The organism is Bacteroides thetaiotaomicron VPI-5482 (assembly GCF_000011065.1).
Taxonomy (GTDB): Bacteria; Bacteroidota; Bacteroidia; order Bacteroidales; family Bacteroidaceae; genus Bacteroides; species Bacteroides thetaiotaomicron.
Window position 1 is genome coordinate 4,923,959 of sequence record NC_004663.1, and the last position, 22,549, is coordinate 4,946,507.

The 22,549-nt window shown below is 43.3% G+C and carries 14 protein-coding genes; 7 read left to right on the forward strand and 7 right to left on the reverse strand.

Annotated elements, in window-relative coordinates; translation table 11 throughout:
* The first annotated feature begins 3 nt into the window (after positions 1-3).
* The 3 genes from BT_RS19110 to BT_RS19120 all read left to right on the forward strand — a co-directional run bounded on the left by BT_RS19110 (position 4) and on the right by BT_RS19120 (position 4,283).
* Positions 4-978, forward strand: coding sequence for a BT_3044 domain-containing protein (locus BT_RS19110; RefSeq protein ID WP_011108974.1), 975 nt, complete (start codon positions 4-6; stop codon positions 976-978).
* A 70-nt stretch (positions 979-1,048) separates the two neighbouring features.
* Positions 1,049-2,686, forward strand: coding sequence for a LamG-like jellyroll fold domain-containing protein (locus tag BT_RS19115; RefSeq protein WP_011108975.1), 1,638 nt, complete (start codon positions 1,049-1,051; stop codon positions 2,684-2,686).
* A 19-nt stretch (positions 2,687-2,705) separates the two neighbouring features.
* Entirely contained in the window at positions 2,706-4,283 is a 1,578-nt protein-coding gene (locus tag BT_RS19120) for a glycoside hydrolase family 76 protein (RefSeq protein WP_011108976.1), read from the forward strand.
* A 91-nt stretch (positions 4,284-4,374) separates the two neighbouring features.
* On the opposite strand, the gene BT_RS19125 is transcribed toward BT_RS19120, so the two are convergent.
* The gene (locus BT_RS19125; protein ID WP_011108977.1) at positions 4,375-5,268 is read right to left on the reverse strand and encodes a hypothetical protein; all 894 of its coding nucleotides are present in this window, start codon (positions 5,266-5,268) and stop codon (positions 4,375-4,377) included.
* Between the two features lie 614 nt (positions 5,269-5,882).
* A complete protein-coding gene (locus BT_RS19130) occupies positions 5,883-6,152 on the reverse strand; it encodes a hypothetical protein (RefSeq protein ID WP_008762730.1) in 270 nt (89 codons plus the stop codon).
* 740 nt (positions 6,153-6,892) lie between these two features.
* Between BT_RS19130 and BT_RS19135 the strand changes: the two genes are divergently transcribed.
* A complete protein-coding gene (locus BT_RS19135; protein ID WP_005941495.1) occupies positions 6,893-7,888 on the forward strand; it encodes an IS110 family transposase in 996 nt (331 codons plus the stop codon).
* 203 nt (positions 7,889-8,091) lie between these two features.
* Here the strand turns inward: BT_RS19135 and BT_RS19140 are convergent, their stop codons facing one another.
* The 4 genes from BT_RS19140 to BT_RS19155 are packed head-to-tail and all read right to left on the reverse strand — an operon-like array spanning position 8,092 to position 14,615.
* A complete protein-coding gene (locus tag BT_RS19140) occupies positions 8,092-9,648 on the reverse strand; it encodes a sulfatase (RefSeq protein ID WP_011108979.1) in 1,557 nt (518 codons plus the stop codon).
* 17 nt (positions 9,649-9,665) lie between these two features.
* On the reverse strand, positions 9,666-11,747 hold the full coding sequence (locus BT_RS19145; protein WP_011108980.1) for a Sip1-related alpha-galactosidase: 2,082 nt from the start codon (positions 11,745-11,747) through the stop codon (positions 9,666-9,668).
* A 10-nt stretch (positions 11,748-11,757) separates the two neighbouring features.
* Positions 11,758-13,140: an alpha-L-fucosidase gene (locus tag BT_RS19150; RefSeq protein WP_011108981.1), complete on the reverse strand. Its 1,383-nt coding sequence runs from the start codon at positions 13,138-13,140 to the stop codon at positions 11,758-11,760.
* A 5-nt stretch (positions 13,141-13,145) separates the two neighbouring features.
* Complete coding sequence (locus tag BT_RS19155) at positions 13,146-14,615, reverse strand: sulfatase family protein (protein ID WP_011108982.1); 1,470 nt, start codon at positions 14,613-14,615, stop codon at positions 13,146-13,148.
* Positions 14,616-14,848: 233 nt separating this feature from the next.
* Here BT_RS19155 and BT_RS19160 point away from each other — a divergent pair, with 233 nt between their 5' ends.
* Entirely contained in the window at positions 14,849-18,949 is a 4,101-nt protein-coding gene (locus tag BT_RS19160) for a hybrid sensor histidine kinase/response regulator transcription factor (RefSeq protein WP_070750721.1), read from the forward strand.
* Position 18,950: 1 nt separating this feature from the next.
* Here the strand turns inward: BT_RS19160 and BT_RS19165 are convergent, their stop codons facing one another.
* Complete coding sequence (locus BT_RS19165) at positions 18,951-20,324, reverse strand: sigma-54-dependent transcriptional regulator (protein WP_008762735.1); 1,374 nt, start codon at positions 20,322-20,324, stop codon at positions 18,951-18,953.
* A gap of 88 nt (positions 20,325-20,412) precedes the next feature.
* On the opposite strand from BT_RS19165, the gene BT_RS19170 reads away from it, so the two are divergent.
* Both BT_RS19170 and BT_RS19175 read left to right on the forward strand, forming a co-directional pair.
* Entirely contained in the window at positions 20,413-21,252 is an 840-nt protein-coding gene (locus tag BT_RS19170) for a peptidylprolyl isomerase (protein WP_008762736.1), read from the forward strand.
* A gap of 5 nt (positions 21,253-21,257) precedes the next feature.
* Complete coding sequence (locus BT_RS19175; protein ID WP_008766931.1) at positions 21,258-22,496, forward strand: M16 family metallopeptidase; 1,239 nt, start codon at positions 21,258-21,260, stop codon at positions 22,494-22,496.
* Positions 22,497-22,549 lie beyond the last annotated feature (53 nt).

Genomic DNA, 22,549 nt, shown 5'->3' on the forward strand with positions numbered 1-22,549 from the left:
GTTATGAAAAAAGTAATGATTAAAAATATAATAAACAGCCTTTTACTCGTTGTCGTTTTGGGAGTATCTTCTTGCAATGATCAATTGGCTGATGAATTGTTTGAAAAAAGAACATATTTAATAGAAAATGGCTGGAAAGATTATCAACTCGAAGTAGATGATGACAATACCGCTATATTACCGGTTTACTTTGGTATAAACGGCACATCTTTGAATGATAAGGATATAACTTTGACTTTAGATGTAGATCCTGATACACTTGAAAGATATAATTGGGAGAAATATAAAAATCAGAAAGAACTTTATTTAAAACTATTACCAGAGGAATCTTATACTTTTGATGCAAGCTCATGGACTATTCCAAGTGGTGAATTAAACACGTCAGCATATATAAAGATTTCATTGGATAAAATAAAAGAAGTTGGTAGTTTATACAATGATTATGTATTGCCTCTCAGAATAAATTCTTCAGTAGGAGAGCCGATAGGGAGAAGTAAGTACACGAAAGTATTGGCACATATTGCTTTTAAAAATGATTTTTCTGGTCAGTACACAGGAAAAGGTGTCATAAAGCAAATAGGGACAAGCTTTACAACGGATATAACCAGCACCAATATCTATGCTATCAATCAGAATACATGTTATATGTTTGTTGGCGACAAGACTCGTGAAAAAACAACGAATTATCTAGATTATGTTGTCGAAATTACCAAAGATGACGAAACAGGTACTTTTGTGTTAACTTCTCCAGTGGAAAGTTTGAAGTTTAAATCTTATTCATCTCAAATAAGTCGTAAATATACATTGAATTATGGTGATGACAGATATTATATAGAAATTACAACTGTTGATTTTTCTTATGAATATCAAGACTCATCTTATAATAATGAGCCTGTGCTAATGAATTTTCAAGGAAGTTTTACGATGACTAAAAACGTATGGAAATATCAATATCCGGATGTGGATGTAGAAGATTAAGCCATGGTTGCTGGAATGAAAATATCAGTGGCTATTCTAACTGTTTGTTTAAACCCTAAATTTTGTATATATGAAAATTGTGAAGTATATAGTTATCGTATCATTATTTAGTATTTCTGCATGTAGTGATGATGATGATAAAAAAAACAATGAGCGACCTGGGAATCTTGTAGAGTTACAGGTTGATGTAAATGAGATTAATATTGCGCAAGGAGATACCCGTACTGTAAACATTACGTCAGGTAATGGGGAATATGTTGCGACTTCGGCTAATGAAGAAGTAGTTGTCGCAGAAATAGATGGAAATGTGGTGAAACTAACCGCTGTTGAGGGGCATAATAATGCTCAAGGAGTTGTTTATGTTAGCGATAAGTATTTCCAACGCACTAAAATTCTAGTTAATACGGCGGCAGAATTTGAATTGAAGTTGAATAAAACTTTGTTTACGCTTTATTCTCAAGTGGAAGGATCTGATGAAGCTCTCATCAAGATCTATACAGGAAATGGAGGTTATTCTCTTGAAGTGATTGATGATAAAAATTGTATTGAAGTTGATCAATCTACGCTTGAAGACACAGAATCATTTATGGTGAAAGGCATTGCTCAAGGTAATGCTGAGATTAAGATTACTGACCAAAAAGGAAAAGAAGCTTTTGTGAATCTGAATGTAATTGCTCCTAAGCAAATTACGACTGATGCTGACGAAAAGGGCGTTCTGATAAATTCTAATCAAGGATCACAACAAGTGAAGATTCTTACAGGTAATGGAGAATATAAGGTTCTTGATGCTGGTGATGCAAAGATCATTCGTTTGGAAGTTTATGGTAATGTGGTAACGGTGACCGGAAGAAAGGCCGGAGAGACTTCATTTACTTTGACTGATGCAAAAGGACAAGTTTCACAGACTATTCATGTAAAGATCGCTCCTGAGAAGCGTTGGTATATGAATTTAGGAAAAGAGTATGCAGTTTGGACTCACTTTGCAGAGATGACTGGTGAGGGACTAGAGGCTGTGAAAGTTGAAACTAACGGCTTTAAACTTAAAAAAATGACTTGGGAGCTAGTTGCTCGTATCGATGGAACTAATTGGCTACAGACCTTTATGGGTAAGGAAGGCTATTTTATTCTTCGCGGTGGTGATTGGGAAAATAATAAGGGTAGACAGATGGAGTTGGTAGGTATAGATGATAAACTAAAACTGAGAACTGGACATGGAGCCTTTGAACTCGGAAAATGGTCTCATATTGCTTTAGTTGTAGATTGTTCGAAAGGTAAGGATGATTACAATGAAAAATACAAGCTTTATGTTAATGGTAAACAAGTAAAGTGGGACGATAGCCGCAAAACCGATATGGACTATTCTGAGATTGATCTTTGTGCAGGTAATGACGGGGGTAGAGTATCAATCGGAAGAGCTAGTGACAACAGATGCTTTCTTGATGGTGCTATACTCGAAGCACGTATCTGGACGGTTTGTCGTACAGAGGAACAACTTAAGGCTAATGCATGGGAGCTTCATGAACAAAATCCCGAAGGGTTATTAGGGCGCTGGGATTTCTCGGCTGGAGCTCCGACATCTTATATTGAGGATGGTACCAATTCGGATCATGAGTTGCTGATGCATATTTCGAAGTATGATAGCTGGAATGCCACAGAATTTCCTATGAGCAGATTTGGGGAAGCTCCCATTGAAGTACCTTTTAAATAACTTTTAAATTCGAAGAAAAATGAAAGCAATATTCAAGCTGTTGATATTGAACTTTTTGACTCTGTTTATCTTTCCGTCTTGCAGTGATGATGATAAGTCAAAGTCTGAATTGAATGACCCCATCAGTGGCAATATTTCTCCGGTAGGTTCATTTGCGGTAGAAGCTACCAATAACGAGAATGAACTTCTGGTGAAATGGACCAATCCCAGTAATCGCGACGTGGATATGGTAGAACTCTCTTACAGGGACGTGGAAGCGAGTTTGTCTCGTGCTACCGACTTCTCGCCGGGACATATCATAATACAAGTAGAGCGTGATGTCACACAGGAATATATGTTGAAGGTTCCTTATTTTGCTACTTACGAAGTTTCTGCCGTAGCTATCAGCAAAGCCGGCAAGCGATCGGTACCCGAAAGCCGTGTGGTGATGCCTTATCATGAAAAGGTGGACGAGCCGGAACTGAAACTGCCGGAAATGCTGGACCGTGCACATTCTTACATGACTTCTGTCATTGGATATTATTTCGGCAAGAGTTCCAGAAGCTGCTGGCGTAGTAATTATCCTTATGATGGAAAAGGTTATTGGGATGGTGATGCGTTGGTCTGGGGACAAGGCGGTGGGCTTTCGGCATTTGTTGCTATGCGTGATGCAACCAAAGAGAGCGAAGTGGAGAATCTTTACGGTGCAATGGATGATATGATGTTCAAAGGAATACAGTATTTCTGTCAGCTGGATCGTGGAATCCTGGCTTATTCCTGCTACCCGGCTGCCGGTAACGAACGTTTTTACGATGATAACGTATGGATCGGGCTCGATATGGTCGACTGGTATACGGAAACGAAAGAGATGCGTTATCTGACACAGGCAAAGGTGGTATGGCGCTACCTGATCGATCACGGTTGGGATGAGACTTGCGGAGGAGGTGTACACTGGAGGGAGTTGAACGAACACACTACCAGCAAGCACTCTTGCTCTACCGGACCTACTGCTGTGATGGGCTGTAAGATGTATCTGGCAACTCAGGAACAGGAATATCTCGACTGGGCGATCAAATGTTACGACTATATGCTGGATGTATTGCAAGACAAGTCCGATCATTTATTCTATGACAATGTACGCCCGAATAAGGATGATCCCAATCTGCCGGGTGATCTTGAAAAGAACAAGTATTCCTACAACTCCGGACAACCATTGCAGGCGGCCTGTCTCTTATATAAGATTACCGGCGAACAGAAATATCTGGATGAAGCGTATGCGATTGCTGAAAGCTGTCATAAGAAATGGTTTATGCCCTATCGTTCCAAAGAGCTGAATCTTACTTTCAATATCCTTGCTCCGGGACACGCTTGGTTCAATACGATCATGTGCCGTGGATTCTTTGAACTTTATTCTATAGACAATGACCGTAAATATATCGATGATATCGAAAAGTCAATGATTCATGCGTGGAGCAGTAGCTGTCATCAGGGTAATAACTTGCTGAATGACGATGATCTGAGAGGGGGAACTACCAAGACCGGTTGGGAAATACTCCATCAGGGAGCATTGGTTGAATTGTATGCCCGGTTGGCAGTATTGGAACGTGAAAACCGATAGTTGAACGATTCCCGTTCAGGGAACATATGAACATAAAAAAGCCATCCCCGGAATAGACAAAGTAGGGATGGCTTTTTTGTAGTGTGCTTATTTACCGTAGATTAACATTTATATCAAATGAAAATGGTGGAGTTATTTCATTTGGGGTACAAGTGGGTATAGTGAATAACATAGGGTCAAAGGATATATAATACCCTCCTGGAGTACGGTTGGTAACTGATATACTACACCCATGATAATTAATATAGGCTTTATCCATTGAAATAGTATATGTTTCTCTATAGCCTGATTTTTTATAGTATTTATCCTTTACTGTATAAGTTAAATTTTTATCTCCATATTTTATAGAAGCTGCAAAATTGGATAAATCTTTCTCCCATAAGTAACCTGTGTAGGATGCGTTAAAAATGAAATTGAGTTCTACTATTATATTGTTTTTTGTTAACGAAATCCCATCGCTATTATAGATATTGTTAAATGCATATAGTGAATATGACCATGGAGATAGTTCGTATGAATATTCATATTGTCTGGATCCAGGAATTTTAGCTAACTCCTCTTTATCCATAGTTCTTGCTCTAAAATATATTTCTCCAAATGGATAATAACTTTTCTTCAAATATATTGGATTCTCCATTTGAATTACAGCATCTTTCCAATCTCCATCATAGAAAGAATTCACTTTACAATATTGAAGTTGTATATATTGTCCTTTATGTCCATAATCATATTCTCCGTTTTCATTATATCTGTCAGTTCTAATATATAATATCCACATATCAGTTGTATCTTTATGACTAGTGTTATCTAAATCAGGGCGCGAAATATATGGCATGTCTAAAACAACTCCGTTAGAACGAGTAATTACATTATTTTCAATGGGTGGAGGTGGGGATGGAATTAATGAATCCTCATTTGAACAAGAATAAATTACAGAACTAATAAATAGTAATAGTAATAATAATTTGTAATTTAAAGTTTTCATGGCTTTAACTTTTTAAGGTTAATATATTGATTATTCTCAAAGGTAGTATATTAATACTAGAACTTATGCTAAAATTCAATGTTTGATGGCATGAATGCTTTTAATTTTTAATTAATTGGTAGAAATAAGCTCATGTTGGACTATGGTTTGGTAAAAATGTATGGTACAAAGGCGAAGTATTTCAACCGGTCGGTAATAAACCGGTCGGTTAAGAATACCCCCAAACGCTTCCCCGGGTCTTTATGTTTGAAATAACAAAGGACGTATGAGATTCTCTAAGGTGCAATTTTAGTACCTTTTGAGGTTATAAATGACTTATCAGAGGATAATTGTAAAGAATTTGATAGATTATATCGCCTTTTCGCAGTTGGTGGATAAGATGAGGCGATCAAAACCATGTAGACCTATAGGCTTCTCAATTCCGAATAAATATATGAAGAAAGAATAACTACGGCTAATTACTGCATGATCTCCGATTGCTCCGTTGATTATTTATTAACCTTAATTGGAAACCATAAAAAAGCCATCCCCGGAATAGACGAAGTAGGGATGGCTTTTTTTGTAGTGTGCTTACTATTGTTCGGCAGACTATGTTCCGTGAGTTTTTGGAAAGGTTATTCCTTGACAGGCTCAGCCGGTTTGTCTTTGGATGCAGTGTCAGTAACGACTGTATCGTTGACAATAGCGGTCGGTGCACTCAGTTCTGTCTTAACAGGTTCCTCGCTCTTGGTTACAGTATCTTTTACTACTGTATCATTAACGATAGCTGTTGCATTAACTTCTGCCAGGGCTGTCGCAGCTTCTGCAGAGTTCTGAGCCTTAACAAGGAATGAACCACCACAAACAAACATAAACATTGCTACTACTAATACTAATTTTTTCATAATCGTTTGCTTTAATGATTATTAAACATATATTTTCAATTCTCTCTTATGTGTTAAGGAATCGGTTGTTACATTATCTAACGGCTAATTAAAGATCAAAGTGTGTGCCAAAGACTGATGTGTGCTAACAATGCGTTGATTATAAGTGGGATATGTAGATTATGTACATTATCTATAGTGTGGAAACGTATGGGGAATGTGTGGAAAATGGGGCAGGGAGTGTGGAATTATTCCACAATAGTGTGCTTTGCTATGCAGGTAATAATAAGTAATGAAAGAATGGTTGTGATACAATGAACTTATGTTTAAGTGACAGTGAGTTGAAATGTAGTAAATAAGTGACCGTTCTGCTACTGTTTATTAGTCGGTCATATTGATTCTCTAACCATTATAACCCTGTTTTTATTTCGTTGCACCTAGGTTTGATAGTCGTTGCACGTAGGTTGAATAGTTGAAGCACCTTAGTGCTATATTCGTTGCACCTTGGTGCAACGAAAGAAAACTGCTGACTTTTGACACATTTACATTTGCAGTATTAAATATCACAACAAAATATAAGTGTATATTTGAAAAGTAGAGTTGCAGTGAACTAACTTTGACACTAGTCTTAAATGACTATAGGCTGAATCAGACTGCAACTCTCTTAATAGGAGAACCTAGCCAGTTAGAATTGTAGGCTCACGACCTAATAAATGTATTAGCTGTTTCTCCTTCATGTTTAATACTGTAAATACAAAGTTATGAATTATTCTCATTTTGTAGGTCTTGATGTAGGAAAAAAAACTTTCGATGCATCATTAATGTCCGCAGACGAAAAAGAGTTGTCTCACAAGTCTTTTGATAACACTCCAACTGGGATCCAATCTTTATTGGATTGGATAGCTGGTTATCATCTCTCTTTATCCAAACTCTTGTTCTGTGCTGAAAACATGGGAAGTTATGTCACAGAGTTATCTGTTTCCAGTGTCTCCATGGGATTTTCCCTGGCTTTGGTTTGCCCGTTGACCATCAAGAAGTCCATAGGCTTGCAACGAGGCAAAAATGACCGCATTGACGCCAAAAGAATAGCGAACTATGCGGTATTACACTATCGAAAACTGGAGTTATACAAATTGCCTGACAAAGACTTGGTGAGACTGCGGGGATGGATTATTATACGTGACAATTTGGTCAAGCAAAAAGTATCAAGCATAAAGTTATTGGAAACATTCTCCTGGATGGCTAAGTTGGCTGATGTGACAGAATCCATTTCTTTTTTGGAAGAGCAGCTCAAGTCGATAAAAGAAAGAATCCTGGAGGTGGAAGAGGATATGGAGCAACTAATAGCCGCCAGTACATCGCTTTACACAAACTACTTGCTATTAAGAAGTATAAAAGGAATAGGAATTATCAATGCCATTGTATTACTGTGTGTTACTGACAATTTTCAAAGATTTGACAACCCGAGGAAATTTGCCTGCTATTGTGGGGTCGCCCCATTTGAACATACTTCAGGTATTTCCATACGGGGAAAAACGCAGACTTCTTCATTGGCTAACAAAGAAGTAAAAGTATACCTTACCCGGGCAGCTATTACTGCCATCTCTTGGGATCCGCAGATGAAAGCATACTATAAAAGGAAAATAGCAGAGGGGAAACATAAAGCATCTGTAATCAATGCTGTAAGAGCCAAAATCATAGCAAGGTCTTTTGCTGTGATACGAAGGCAGACTCCATTTGTAACATTAGCCGTATAATAAAAAGGTCCTTAACTTCGAAAATATCTTAGGTTTAGGAAGTAGCTATACACTTCTGAAGAGTAGGTATGTCTATATACAAACTTACCCAAGGATACGTTAATGTTCGTAAACTTGGGTAAGATTTTATAGATATTGTTTGGAGAGGACTTAGAATTCACCTTCATACAATTAATGTAATTCCCGACTAAACAGGTGAATAATTACTTAATTTCGTCCGGCCAAGGACAAGGTTTACCCGTAGCTTTGACTGTAGGACGTTGGGCATCAACTTTTCTCAAATAGGTTCCTAATTCTTTAGAAAGCCGTTTCACAATATCCGGATGTTGTGCGCTGAGATCATTACTTTCGCCTATATCATCGGGGATATTGAATAGTTCTTTTTTACCTGTACCATAGTAATAGATTAATTTCCAGTCACCCTTGCGTACGGCACAGTTAAAGTTGATTCCCGGACCGTCGTTTCCCCAGTTGTTGGGCATATTCCAGAAGAGGCTGCGTCCTTTGGAAGGATTCCTGGTCTGTTTCAGTAAAGGCATGAAGCTGATGCCGTCGATAGGCTGAACTGTCTTGTATTTTTTGATGCCCGCCATTTCGAGGATAGTAGGATAGAAGTCTTCTATCAGCAGGTAATCATTGCATTTGCTGCCAGGGGCTACGACACCGGGCCAGCTGACGATCATCGGTTCACGGATGCCGCCTTCATAGGTGGAGCCTTTACCACTGTTGAGAGGATGATTCTGGGTGTGCAGTTTGCCGTCACGCCAATACGATTCGGCGGCAAGTCCTCCGTTGTCGCTCATGAAGATAATAATAGTGTTGTCGGCTTCTCCGCTTTTTTCCAGCCAGTCCATCAGATCGCCCAGACTCTTGTCCATGCCTTCGATCAGTGTGGCGTATGCGGCTTCATGGTCGGTCATGCCTTTTTTCTTGTATTTGTCGTAGAAACGTTTGTCCTTGTCCAAGGGGACGTGGATGGCGTATTGGGACATATACAGGTAGAAAGGCTGGTTGTACTTCTTAGCTTTGTTCAGAGCTTTGATGGCTTCCAGAGTTAATGCTTCGGTGACGAAGGTCTCCGTACCCCAGTACTTTTCAAGTCCGGGAACGGCCATGAGTGATATTGGCTTTCCGTCTTTGTTGTGACCGTAATTCTCTTCTCCCAGATAGCTGGCGAGTCCTCCGGCAGCATGTCCGGCTATGTTTACTTCGAAGCCCCAGTGGTGCGGGTCTTCTCCCGGAGTGTCTATGGCACCGAAATGTGCTTTTCCGCAATGAATCGTATGATAGCCGCTGTCTTTCAGTAGTTGTACGAAGGAGGTTCCTACGAATGTGTTGTTGGTGCCGGGCACTTGGCTTACTCCGTTGTAGTTCCAGTCCGGCACATCCAGTACTTTATCCTTGCGGTCTGTCTTTGTGTTCTTTTGCAGCGTCCAGTTGGTTACCCGGTGGCGTGCCGCGTTCGTTCCGGTGATGAGGCTGCATCGGGTGGGGGAACTGATACTGCTGGCATACGCTTGTGTGAACATCATGCCTTGTTTGGCAAGTCGTTCCATGTTGGGTGTTTCGTACAGCTTATTGTAATCTGTCTTTTGTGTCCAGAAGGGGAGTGAAGTGTCTTGCCATCCCATGTCGTCTACCATGAAAAGGATGATGTTGGGGCGTTTGTCCACACGCTGTGTCTGGGCAGACTTCTGTGTTTGCAGGCCGGTGGCAGCCAGTGGCACGAGTGCGAGGGGGAAAAGTATTTTTTTGTTCATGGATTAATTATTTAGTGTTATTTCATTATTTCAATTCTGCCGGCCTTTTTGATCGGTATGCTCCGTAATTCCTGTTTCCCGTGGGAGTCTGCCCATATTCTTAATGTACCGGTGCAGTGGACATCCAATATCAGCTTCTCGGTAGTACGTTTGAGTATCTGCACGGTAGCAGGCGAAAGGTATTTTTCTTGTATGCCGATCACTGCCCAGCCTTTACGGATGGGGCAAAGATGGAACAGACTATCTATAAATCCGGATAACTTTATTTTTCTTTCAGATGCGTTCAATACTTCGGCGCTCTGTTTTTCCCAGTTGAATGCGAGAATGCTGTCGCAAGAAGAATCTGCGGATTTGCCGGTGCTTTCCCGTAACAGGTAATCTTCCCGTTTGACGAAACTTTCTACTTCCCGATAAGCGGGAGAAGTGTTCAGATTGTAGCAAATGACTGAGAGCGCTTCGTCTCCTGTAGGGGCAAATACACGGTAGGCTTTACCGCTTTGCAGGGGATTGGTCAGTATGGATTCCGGAGTCGGGATGGCGGGAGCCGCCGGACGGAATATCTTTCCGGTTTCATCAATCAGGGGGCGGATATTATCGGCAATAAATTCGCTTGGAGAGTCGGACAGGTAAACAGGTCCGCCGGAGATCGCTTTCGAACGTGCCATCAGACTGCCGCAAACGGTATCGCAGGAATGAAACATATCGTGGTCGGGCCAGACGGTCTGCCCCAGTATGAGTGTATTGGTATATGACTGGAACAGATGTGATTTAGCCATATTCTCGTCATATTTCTTATAGTCGATGCTGGCACGGGTTACGCTGCTGTACAAGGTATGGTCAATGTTCAGCACATTTTGTGCCATGCAGTTCATCAGTCCCATTTGCATTCGATGTGTCTGATGTTCCAGGGCAAGGTTGCAGTCTTTAGCCTGTCGGATAACCTGCGTTCCGCCCATATAGAGCGGGAGGGTGAAGGATTGATTGTCTATCTTCAAGAAGTCAAATCCATACTCCTTCATGGTACGGACATAATATTCGTACCATGTTTCTATCTTTTCTGTACTGGTGCCGGGCAGTAAACTGCCGTTGTAGGAGTGTAGAACTTGCCGGATTTCCGGCGGAAAGTCATTCTCGGCAGAGATTCCCATCCAATAGCCGGAAAGGCTGTACCATAGCCCTATCCATCGGATTTTATCTGCTTGTTTGCGCTTCATGATGCGGCTCCATCCGTTCGGAAAACGTTTTTTGTCGGGGACGAGACTGGTCAGTTGCCGGTTCTTGTTCGCTATGTGTCCGTCGTCAATTAAGACATAACGTACCGGTATGCCGGATGCTTCGATGGCATCGATATCGTTCAGTATTTTCGTTTCATCAATGTCATAATGATAATGTTCCCAAGTACACCATCCCAGATAGTCGAAAGCATTGAAATACTGTTTGTCCGCTCTTTTGCGGAGGGCAGATACGGCTTTGTCTGCGATTAACGAATCGTAGGCGTCACTGAATACATGGTAGACGGATGAAGATTTCCGGAAAATCAGGAGGGGGAGTCGGCCGGTCAGTGCATCTTCTCCTAGTGTGGAGACATACAATGTGAGTGTGCCGTCCTGATTAACCTGAAACCAGCTGAGGCTGTTGCTACCCGCAATGGCTTTGGCGAACAGATATTCTCCGTCTGCAAGTTCAAGGAGCAGTGCGTCGCCCGATGCGGACGGCAGGGCATTGGAAGGAATGCTTGCATAATCGCTCCGTGTGAGGTCTTCGAGATGGTTGAACATCCAAGGGAGCAACCGATTGGTGTTATTCGGCCATTGATAGTCGCCGGGGCGGGAATCACGGCTGAAGAATATGCCACGAACATACAAAGGAAGTGCAACCTTATACGAAAGAGTGCTTTGGTGTTCCGGCACTTGTTGTTCGTATAAAATGGGGGTGGATGGAGTATGGGTGTTCAGGTCGATGATTTCTTCCATCCGATAAGCTGCAACATCTTTGTATGTCTTCCCTTTATGGTAGATAAACGGGTTCTGTGCAGACAGCGATACTTCCGCAAAGATGCCCGTCAATAGCCATAAACAGATGTGGATTATTCTTTTCATACCTCTTGTGTTATTTTACGGAATAGGCGCTGAAGTTTATAATATCCGGCAGTGCGATAGATTCGGATACGGTCAGTCTTAATGCTGTGGCTTCTACCGGTTCAAACTTTTCGATTCGTTTGTGCCCCACGGATTCTCCTTTGCAGACTGTTTGCCATTTACCGTTCACTTTGGCTTCTATCTGATATTGCCGGATGCGTTCTCCGTTTTTGATGTTTTCCTGGATGATGCAGTAATTGACAGACTGCTCCTTTCCAAGTTTCAGTGTCAGGCTTTTCTTTTGTCCCGAAATGCGGGCTATCGGGGAGGAGAACCGCCGATTGATTTCATCTCCCATTTCTTTCAGGCGCTGTGCGTCTCCGGCAGGGATTAATCCGGTCGGGTCAGGAGTTAATCCGAGAATGAGGGTGGCGTTTCTTCCTACTGACTTTTCATATTTATCCATCAGCGTGTTTAGCGGATAGATGTTGTTCTCGTCATCCGGTTCCCAGAACCATTCGTGGCGGCCGTTTGCTCCCCGTAGCGGAGTGTCTGCCATCGCCGGTACCCAGTATCTACCGTTCTTATCGCCATGTTTTAACAGTTCGAGTTGGTCGATACTGCTTTCAATGCGTTTATGGTGTGAGCAAGGGACGGGAAAGGTAGACCAGCAGGGATATTCCACTGTACCTGTCTCCGAACCTCCCCAACGGAAGTCGGCACGGTCGATGTTATGATAGAAAAGGCAGTTTGGCTGATACTTGTTGACAATCGGTTCCACGTCGGGGCCATCGGCACGGGGATCATCGGCTCCGCCGTCAAACCATATCATATATAAATCTCCGTAGCGGGTGCAGAGTTCTGTCACCATTTTCTCGCACAGGCGCTTGTACCATGCCTGGCGGTTGCGGGCGAACGCTCCTTCTCCTTCGGCCTTGAAGTTATGGATGCCCAGCAGGGAGTTCCATCGGATACCGATATAGATGCCCGGTTGCAGACCATATTTGCGGCAGGAGTTGACGAAGTCACGGACAATGTCTCCTTTCCCGTCTCTCCATTTCACGGCTTTCAGGCAATAAGGGTTGACGTCGCTTTGCCAGAGTCCGAAACCTGTTTCGTGGGTAGCAGTCAGTACGGCAAATTTGCATCCGGCAGCTTTGGCAGCTTGTACCCATTGGTCAGTATTCAGTTCGGTCGGGTTGAAGATGTTGTAATCTTCGATGGGATTGATACGGTTGTTGCCTTGTCCGTAGCGGATGCCGTCAAACACGTGCAGGTCATAATGGAAGACAGCTCCCATTTCCGCCTCATGCCATTTGAGTTGATGGGGCTTGGGGACGGGGAGTTCCTGTTGTTGTGCGAAGCTGCAAACTGAGTATAGGATAAAAAGAGAGAGATAGCAAAGTTTCTTCATGGTGTTTATTTAGTTACGGTTTCAAGATAATGGGCAAATGAATCGTTGGTATGGAGTAGCCATGCCTTGAGTTGTTTGTTGAATTGCCGGACCAGACGGGGGGATTGTCCGGCAATATTATCCATTTGATAGGGGTCTTTGGTTCGGTCGAAAAGAACTGTTTCGTCTATTTTTCCATTGGTTGCGTGGACTGCGAATGTATGGGTTGACGTACGTAGCCCGCGGTATCCGGTGGCATGATTGTCAAACTGTACATAATAATAAGGTTGTACCACTTCTTTTTTACTCTTGCCCAGAATATGGCGGGATAAGTCGAAAGTCTGTACCGTTTCGGGTATTTCCTTCCGGAATCCCATCAGGGAAAGGAGAGAAGGATATAAGTCGGCGAAGGCGATCATCAAATGGTCGTCTTTGCGTGGCTTTATCTTTGCCGGCCACGAGATAATCATGGGGATGCGCATGGCTTCTTCGTAGAAGATATCTTTTCCGGCATTGTTGTGAGCTCCCATGCAGATGCCATGATCGGAAGTAAATACAATGATGGTATTCTCAAACAGTCCGTTGCTTTTGAGGGTTTCGATGATACGTCCTACCTGCTCGTCTACCCCTGTGATACAGGCGTAATAATTGCGTATGTTATTTCTGAAATAGTTTCCCATTTCGGTTCCTTTGGCGGGTATGTCGGGGCGGTGGGCACAGAGGGCTTCCACATCTATATCCTTATATAGGGCTTTGTATTTGTCGGGAACCAGTTCGTAACCGGTATGCGGAGGATTCATCGATACGACCAGTGCGAAAGGTTGTTTATTCTCTTTTTGTGTCTGAATGTATTCGATGGCTTTGTCCGCTTCGTATGCAGGGCCCCATTGGTTGACGTAGTAGAAACTGTCACGTGGAGCAGTCGTGTCCCAGTACATCGGTTTCAGATGATAATCGTATGTCCCGTAGGCTGTCCAGTATTCAAATCCGTGGCGGCGTTCGGGCGGACACCATTCGTTCCACGCTACTTTGCCACGATTGTTGTAAGTGTCTACATAAGGCTTGTAAGGAGAATCCAGATGCCATTTTCCTATGTATCCCGTACGGTAGTTCATGTCTTTTAGTACATCACTCCAACAGCGGGCCTCCTGTGGAAGCTCCACTCCGTAAGGTGCTGTTTGTGAATTGCAGTTGCCTGTTACTTTATTATGCAGGGGGTACATGCCCGTCATCAGCATGGCACGGGCGGGTGATGAAACAGGATAACTGCTGACTGCATTAGTGAATAAGACTCCTTCGGAAGCCAGATGATCCAGGCAAGGAGTCTTTACAGGTTCTTTGCCCAGACAACCTAGTGCGTCTCCCCGATACTGGTCTGCCATGATGAAGACAAGATTCGGAGACGTCTGGGCGGCAAGCGGAAGAACCGGAACGACGAGTGTAGCTCCGATGAACCATTTATGATAATATGTACTCTTTGGTATGTGCATTATCATAAAAATTTCTCCTTTGTGTCTGACAGGTTAAGATAAACTAAGGTCATTGTATTTTATTTAAAAGGTGTACATCAGGTTGTTGTATGGCTGCAAATGTACGCAAACAATGTGGTTCCGAATATGCCTGTTTCTTTCATTCAACATACATGTTTAATTCATAAGTCCATTTCTTTATTCGTTTTTTTGTATGTTCTGACTTAATTTCGTTTATTTGCCCTAAATTGTCTAATAGAATGAAGCACTTAAGTCTAATCCTCATTATCCTGATTCTGAGTTGTTGCCCGCTGCATCCTGCCTATGCTTTTTTTGATAAAGATATTCGGCTGCTGACAATGAGGGACGGATTGGCGGATAACACGATTCCTTGCATCTATAAAGATGAAGACGGATTTATGTGGTTTGGGACGGATAACGGATTAAGCCGTTATGACGGCAAAACAATTCAGAACTTCAAGCCTGCGAATACATATGTTTCGATTGCTGCCATTGTGCGACTGTCAGATGACTTTTTAGGAATTGTATCCGATGGATACCTTTATTATTTCAACCGGAAGCGGGAAACTTTTCTTCCGATACATACTGAATCAGATACTGCCATAGGTGTATTTAATGTCCTGCCCGCTGACGATTCTTCTTTTTGGGGAATATCGGGAAACAGACTGATACTCTGTCAATGGGAGATACAACAAGGAAAGGAAGAAGAAAAAACGGCTGTTCGGGTACGCATACAAAAGACCTTTCAGTTATTGGAAGAAAAAGGAGAAGTCTTTTCTTCTCTGTGCTATCATGAAAAAGCCGGGAGCGGAATATGGCTGACAACTAACCGGGGTAATCTGATCTTGTTTCATCCGGATACTCCGGGGGCGTATCAGAAGATACCGCTGACAGACGGAAAAACATTACAAGTCACTTCCATCTTGAACAGAGACGGAGTTGTCTGGGTTTCTACCATCGGCAAAGGCATTGTCCGTTATCACACGAAGTCGGGGCATATGGACCGGATTTCGTACGGCGGGACAGGAAAAGAGAATCTCCTTTCTCATACAGATGTTTATCAGACTATATTTATCGGCAATAACCGCTATCTGGCAGTGACATGGGGTGGCTATACACTGTTGATGCCGGATGAAAAGCAGCCGGAAGAACTGACGTCGGAGATATATAACAATACACATACACAGATTTACCGAAACCTCGAAACACGTATGATTTCTGCCTGTTACGATCCTAACGGCCTGCTTTGGATCGGTACTAACGGTGGAGGAGTGATGTATTCTGATTTGAGGTCACAGTTTTATGACCGTTACTATCAGGACAGGCATAACGAAATATGTGATATCCTCATGGATGATAGTCATCGGTTATGGTTGGCGACCTATCACAAAGGAATCATGCGAAGTGACATACCGTACGCAAAAGGGAAAAAACTTAGTTTCTCTAAAGTCGATACAGGTAGCGGGAAATCGGAAGAAACGATGTTGTGTGCCTTGAAAGATGTAGACGGCAATCTGTGGTTTGGAAATATAAACGGTACGTTGACTGTTTATCATGTCCGGACCGGTCGTTTTGTGATTCATTCGCTGTTGGTAGACGGTGTTGCCAACAGGGCTTCGGTATGGGCTTTGTATATGGACGATAAGAACAGGCTCTATGTAGGTACGGAAGACGGGCTTTTATTGTATAACCGTCAGACAGGTATATGCGTTAAATTATCAGCAGCACATTATTTAAATGAGAAAAGACAACCTTTCATTCGTGCGATTGCTCAGACAAAAGATGGAACGATATGGCTGGGGACCAGTAATATGGGAGTTTGCAGAGTAGTTGAATCTGCTTCCGGAGGTATCTCCGTAGAAAATGGATATGAGCAGAAGATGAACATGGAATATCGTTCGGTACGTTCGTTGCTGGCATCTTCGGATGGGAATTTATATATAGGATATACGGATGGCTTTGCCATCCTGTCTCCACGACAGAACACGATCAGTGCCCGTTATACCACGAATGACGGACTGTGCAGTAATTTTATCGGCTGCATAGCGGAAGACAGCGAAGGGCATATCTGGCTGGGAAGCAACTCCGGCATATCGCGGTATGGTCGTCGTCAGCATCTCTTTTACAATTACTACATAGCAGGTAGTAACCGTTCTGCCTTATTCAGTGACAAGACTTTGTTTTTCGGAAATAATCAGAGTCTGACTTATTTCAATCCGGAGGATATAAATGCCTATCCGACCAACGGACGGGTGTTAATAACCGGTTTGGAAGTGGATAACCATCCTGTCGGGACTGGAGAAAAGATTAATAATCAGATCATCCTCAATCAATTCATCCCTTTTACGGATCGCATTGTACTGGATAATGATAACAAAGATTTCTCCTTGACTTTCAACAACCTGTCCTACTCGGACGAACAACAAAAATATAATTACCGGCTTTTGCCTTATCAGGGGAATTGGCTGATTTCTGATGAGGGAGAGAAAGCCTCGTATACCAACCTCCCAGCCGGTGAGTATGTATTTGAAGTGAAGAATATACATCCGAACGGTCAGACAGGGGCGGTGACTTCGCTGAAGATCATAATTCTACCTCATTGGAGTCAGACTTTTGCTTTCCGGCTTTTCGTTTCCCTGTTATTGTTGGGAGGAGTGGCTTATGGAGTACGGTTGATCAGACTACGGCAGAAACGGATGGAACACGAAATGCAGATGAAGCATGAACTGTTGACGGTCAGTATGGAGCGTGAGAAAGAACGTCAGATACGTGTGGAACGCGAGAACTTCTTTACGGGCGTTGCCCACGAACTGCGTACTCCGCTGACTTTAATCCTTGCCCCGTTACAGGAATTGATGAAACAGTGCAATCCATTGGATGACTTTTATAAGAAATTGCAGGTCATGTATAAGAATGCGGCCTCACTGCACACCTTGGTCGATCAGTTGCTTTATGTACAAAAGATAGAGGCCGGGATGGTCAGACTCCAGTTATCCGAGACTGATTTGGTACAGTTGGTCTGCAATGTGTCGGAACCGTTCCGGCAGATGGCTGAAATCAAAGGTTTGCAATTTGATATTGATTTGCCCGAAGGGAAGTTCCTGTATTGGGTAGATGAGGGAAAGATCGCTTCGGCCGTGCAAAACCTTCTTTCAAATGCGTTTAAGTATACCCCTTCGGGAGGGCGTGTCTTGCTTTCTGTCTCTCATCTGATGAAAAGTGGGCAGGGTTATTGCCGGATCACCGTTTCGGATACAGGTGCAGGGATTCCGGAATGGTTGCAGAAACATGCTTTTGAATCGTTCGTAACGGGAGATAATGTACCTGAGATGTCAACGAAGGCAGGAATAGGATTGCATATTGTGAAGAACACGATGGACCTGCATCATGGATTGGTAACGCTGAAGAGTGTGCCGGACGAAGGAAGTATCTTTGCCCTTTATATTCCCGAAGGCAAAGAGCATTTTGCAAAAGATTCTTATGAACTTATTGACAGCCATCAGGGAAAAACAAAGCAAAATGAAGAGCTGAAACCGGAACCGTTTCTTCCAATACCGGAAAACAAAATACAGGAAACAGCGGCTAAAAAGAGTCTGCTGATCATCGAAGATAATGAAGATGTCCGCGAATATATCCGGAGCTTATTCATTTCCAGATATGCCGTCAGTGAAGCTTGCAATGGTGAGGAAGGGGTGCGGATAGCCAAAGAACAGTTGCCCGATCTTATTATCTCGGATGTAATGATGCCCGTAAAGGACGGCTTTACTTGTTGCAGGGAAATTCGTATGCAGCAGGAAACCGCGCATATTCCTATCTTGATACTGACTGCCAGAGCAGAAGATGCTGACATCCTGCAAGGCTGTAATAGCGGAGCGGATGATTATATGATGAAACCCTTTAATCCGGAGATATTAAAGACCAAAGTGGATAACCTGATTTTGCAGCGTGAGCGATTGAAGCGGATTTATACGAAAGCCCTGATGCTGAAACAGGAATCGGAAGAGGGGGAGAAAGAAGATGCCTTCTTGCAACAACTGATTCATATCATAGAAGCTAACCTTTCCAATGCGGACTTTAATGTAAAAATGTTGGCGGAGCAACTGAATATGAGTCAGCCTACCTTGTACCGGAAGGTGAAACAGCGCAGTGATTTGTCTGTTATAGATATGATTCGCAGTATACGTATAAGCAAGGCGGCGACATTGATTCTGGAGAATCGCTATTCTATTCAGGAAATTTCGGAAATGGTTGGTTATTCCGATACCCGTACTTTGCGCAAGCACTTCATGGAGCAGTTCGGCGTATCTCCTTCTAAATATATGGGTAGTACTGATCGATAACCTACAAGTCGATATTATATAGTTTCAGCTTATTATATAATGTCTTCCGGTCGATATTCAGTAATTGTGCCGCTTTGCTCTTGTTATTTCCGGTTTGGCGCAATGCCTCCAGAATGTGTTCTTTCTCTGTTTCTTCGTTGCGTAGCGCCATGCTTGCGGAACAAACGGTACTTGTTTCCAGTAATTCGGTCCCTAATTCAAGAAGAGTGATGAAACTTCCTTGTGCCAGTAAAGTCGCTCTTTTTACGATATTCTTCATTTGGCGTAAGTTGCCCGGCCAGTGATAATTGAGTAAGGCTTGTGAGGCTTTCGAGTCAAAACCGATCAGATGCTTGTCCAGTTCCTTGTTTGCCTGATCGAGGAAGAAGTTGGCAAACAACAGGATATCCTCTTTCCGTTCTTTCAGGTCGGGCATCCGCAGGGTAAATTCATTGATGCGATGGAAAAGGTCTTCACGGAAAGTACCTTTCTCGATAGCCTGTTCCAGATTCTCGTTGGTGGCGGATACCAGACGGATATCAACCGATACCTCTTGCGTGGAACCGACCGGACGAATCTTTCTCTCTTGCAAGGCACGGAGAAGTTGTATCTGTACCTCGTAACTGAGATTTCCTATTTCATCCAGGAAGATAGTGCCTCCATTGGCGGCAACGAACGCTCCGGTCTTGTCCGTCAGTGCTCCTGTAAAAGAGCCCTTCACATGGCCGAAAAACTCGGATGCAGCTAATTCTTTGGGAATCGAACCGCAGTCTACCGCGATAAACGGCTTGTCATTCCGTTTGCTCAGTTGATGGATGCGGTGCGCCACATACTCTTTCCCCGTTCCGCTGGAACCGTTGATCAGTACGGACATATTGGTGGGAGCTACCAGACCTACATAATTATAGAGTTGCTTGGCGGCATCACTTTCTCCTTCCAGATAAGCATGATGGGTTTCGGTGGCGTTTCCGGACGAAATGGAAGAACCTTTCTTTGCAGAAGTTTTGGCTGCGGTATGCGTAGTCGGCGCTTCTTTCGCTTGCAAAGCTTCTGACATCTTTTTGAGTAGTTCCTCCGGATTCACCGGTTTGGCAACATAATCGCGTGCTCCCAGTTTCATCGCTTGTACTGCCGATTGGATATCGGCATAACCGGTCATGATGATCAAAGGAATATCGATTCCTTTTTCGTTCATCCATTTCAGAAGATCGATTCCGTCGTGATCCGGTAAGCGTAAATCGGACAGGATTAAGTCTGCCCCTTGTCCTTCAATGTGCTTCTGGGCACGGGCAATGTTACTGACTGATGACACCTCAAACCCTTTTTTACTTAGCCAGGTTTTCAGCATCATTCCGAAAGTGATATCGTCTTCTATTATCAATATGGATTTCATCATACTCTCTTTTGCCTCTTTTAATGCTACAAAGGTAAGAGGATTTGGGCGAAAGTAGTATATTTGCAAACTTAAATTAAATAAAAGTGTTATGAAAAAGATTGCATACTTACTATTAACCATATCGTTTTGCGGACTTACGGCCTGCAAAACCGGAACAAAAAAAGGAGGAAATATGGACAACGAAACGTTGGTAAAGATTGAAACAACCTTGGGAGACATCAAGGTTAAGTTGTATAATGAGACGCCGAAACATCGTGATAATTTCATTAAGCTGGCAGAAGACGGCGTTTATGAAGGAACGCTATTCCACCGTGTTATCAAAGACTTTATGATTCAGGCAGGTGACCCGGATTCAAAGAATGCACCGAAAGGAAAGATGCTGGGTGCAGGAGATGTGGGTTACACCCTTCCGGCCGAATTTGTTTATCCGAAGTATTTTCACAAAAAAGGCGCTTTGTCTGCTGCCCGTCAGGGAGACAATGTAAATCCGAAGAAAGAATCATCCGGTTGCCAGTTCTACATTGTGACAGGCAAGGTGTACAACGACTCTACATTGCTGGGCATGGAAAGCCAGATGAATGAGAATAAGATCAATGTTATTTTCAATACGTTGGCTCAGAAGCACATGAAAGAAATCTATAAGATGCGGAAGGAAAACGATGAAAACGGTTTGTATGAATTGCAGGAGAAGCTTTTTGCAGAGGCGGAAGCGGAAGCTGCCAAGCAACCGGAATTTCACTTTACGCCGGAACAGATCGAAGCTTATACGACTGTAGGAGGTACTCCTCATCTGGACGGTGAGTATACGGTTTTCGGTGAAGTAATCGAAGGCATGGACATCGTGGATAAGATTCAGCAGGTGAAAACCGACCGTAGCGACCGCCCCGAAGAGGACGTGAAGATTGTAAAAGTAGAAGTACTGGATTAAGTAGAATGAAGATTAACAGGCATATTTTGGACAATGGGTTACGTCTGGTACATTCGCAGGACGAAAGTACGCAGATGGTAGCTCTTAATGTATTATATAATGTGGGAGCCCGCGACGAACATCCCGAGCATACAGGCTTTGCTCATTTGTTCGAACACCTGATGTTCGGAGGTTCGGTGAACATTCCCGATTATGATATGCCGCTGCAACTGGCAGGCGGCGAGAATAATGCCTGGACCAATAATGACATAACCAATTACTACCTCACTGTACCCCGGCAGAATGTAGAGACCGGCTTTTGGCTGGAATCCGACCGTATGCTGAGCCTTGATTTCAGTGAACGGAGTCTGGAAGTACAGCGTGGAGTAGTAATGGAAGAATTCAAGCAGCGTTGCCTGAACCAGCCTTACGGAGACGTCGGTCATCTTTTGCGTCCTCTGGCATATCGGGCGCATACTTATCAGTGGCCTACCATCGGAAAAGATTTGTCGCACATAGCCAATGCGACGCTGGAAGAGGTGAAAGCATTCTTCTTCCGTTTTTATGCGCCGAACAATGCAGTGCTCGCCGTAACGGGAAATATCTCTTTTGAGGAAGCAGTTGCATTGACGGAAAAATGGTTCGGTCCCATCCCTCGCAGGGAGGTTCCTCAACGGAATCTGCCGCAGGAACCGGAGCAGACAGAAGAACGACGGTTGACAGTAGAGCGTAACGTACCCCTTGATTCACTATTCATGGCGTATCATATGTGCAGTCATGATCATCCGGATTATTACGCTTTTGATATATTGTCGGATTTGTTGAGCAACGGACGTTCCAGTCGTCTGAATCAACGCCTGGTACAGCAAAAACAACTGTTTTCGAGTATTGACGCTTATATTTCCGGTAGTGTGGATGCCGGATTGTTCCATATCTCGGGCAAACCCGCGGCAGGTGTTTCGCTGGAACAGGCGGAAGCGGCCGTACGTGAAGAACTGGAACGTTTGCAGCAAGAACCTGTTGACGAACAGGAACTGGAAAAAGTGAAGAATAAATTCGAATCGACGCAGATATTCGGCAATATCAATTATTTGAATGTCGCTACCAATCTTGCTTGGTTTGAACTGTTGGGCAGGGCGGAAGATATGGAAAAGGAGGTAGAGCGTTATCGCGCTGTTACTGCCGGACAATTGCAAAAGGTAGCTCAGTCTGCTTTCAGGAAGGAGAATGGAGTGATACTTTATTATAAGAAACAAATATCCTGACTTCTCCTTACCGGCGGGATATTTATTGGAGGCAACGGCAGGATGCGGAGTTG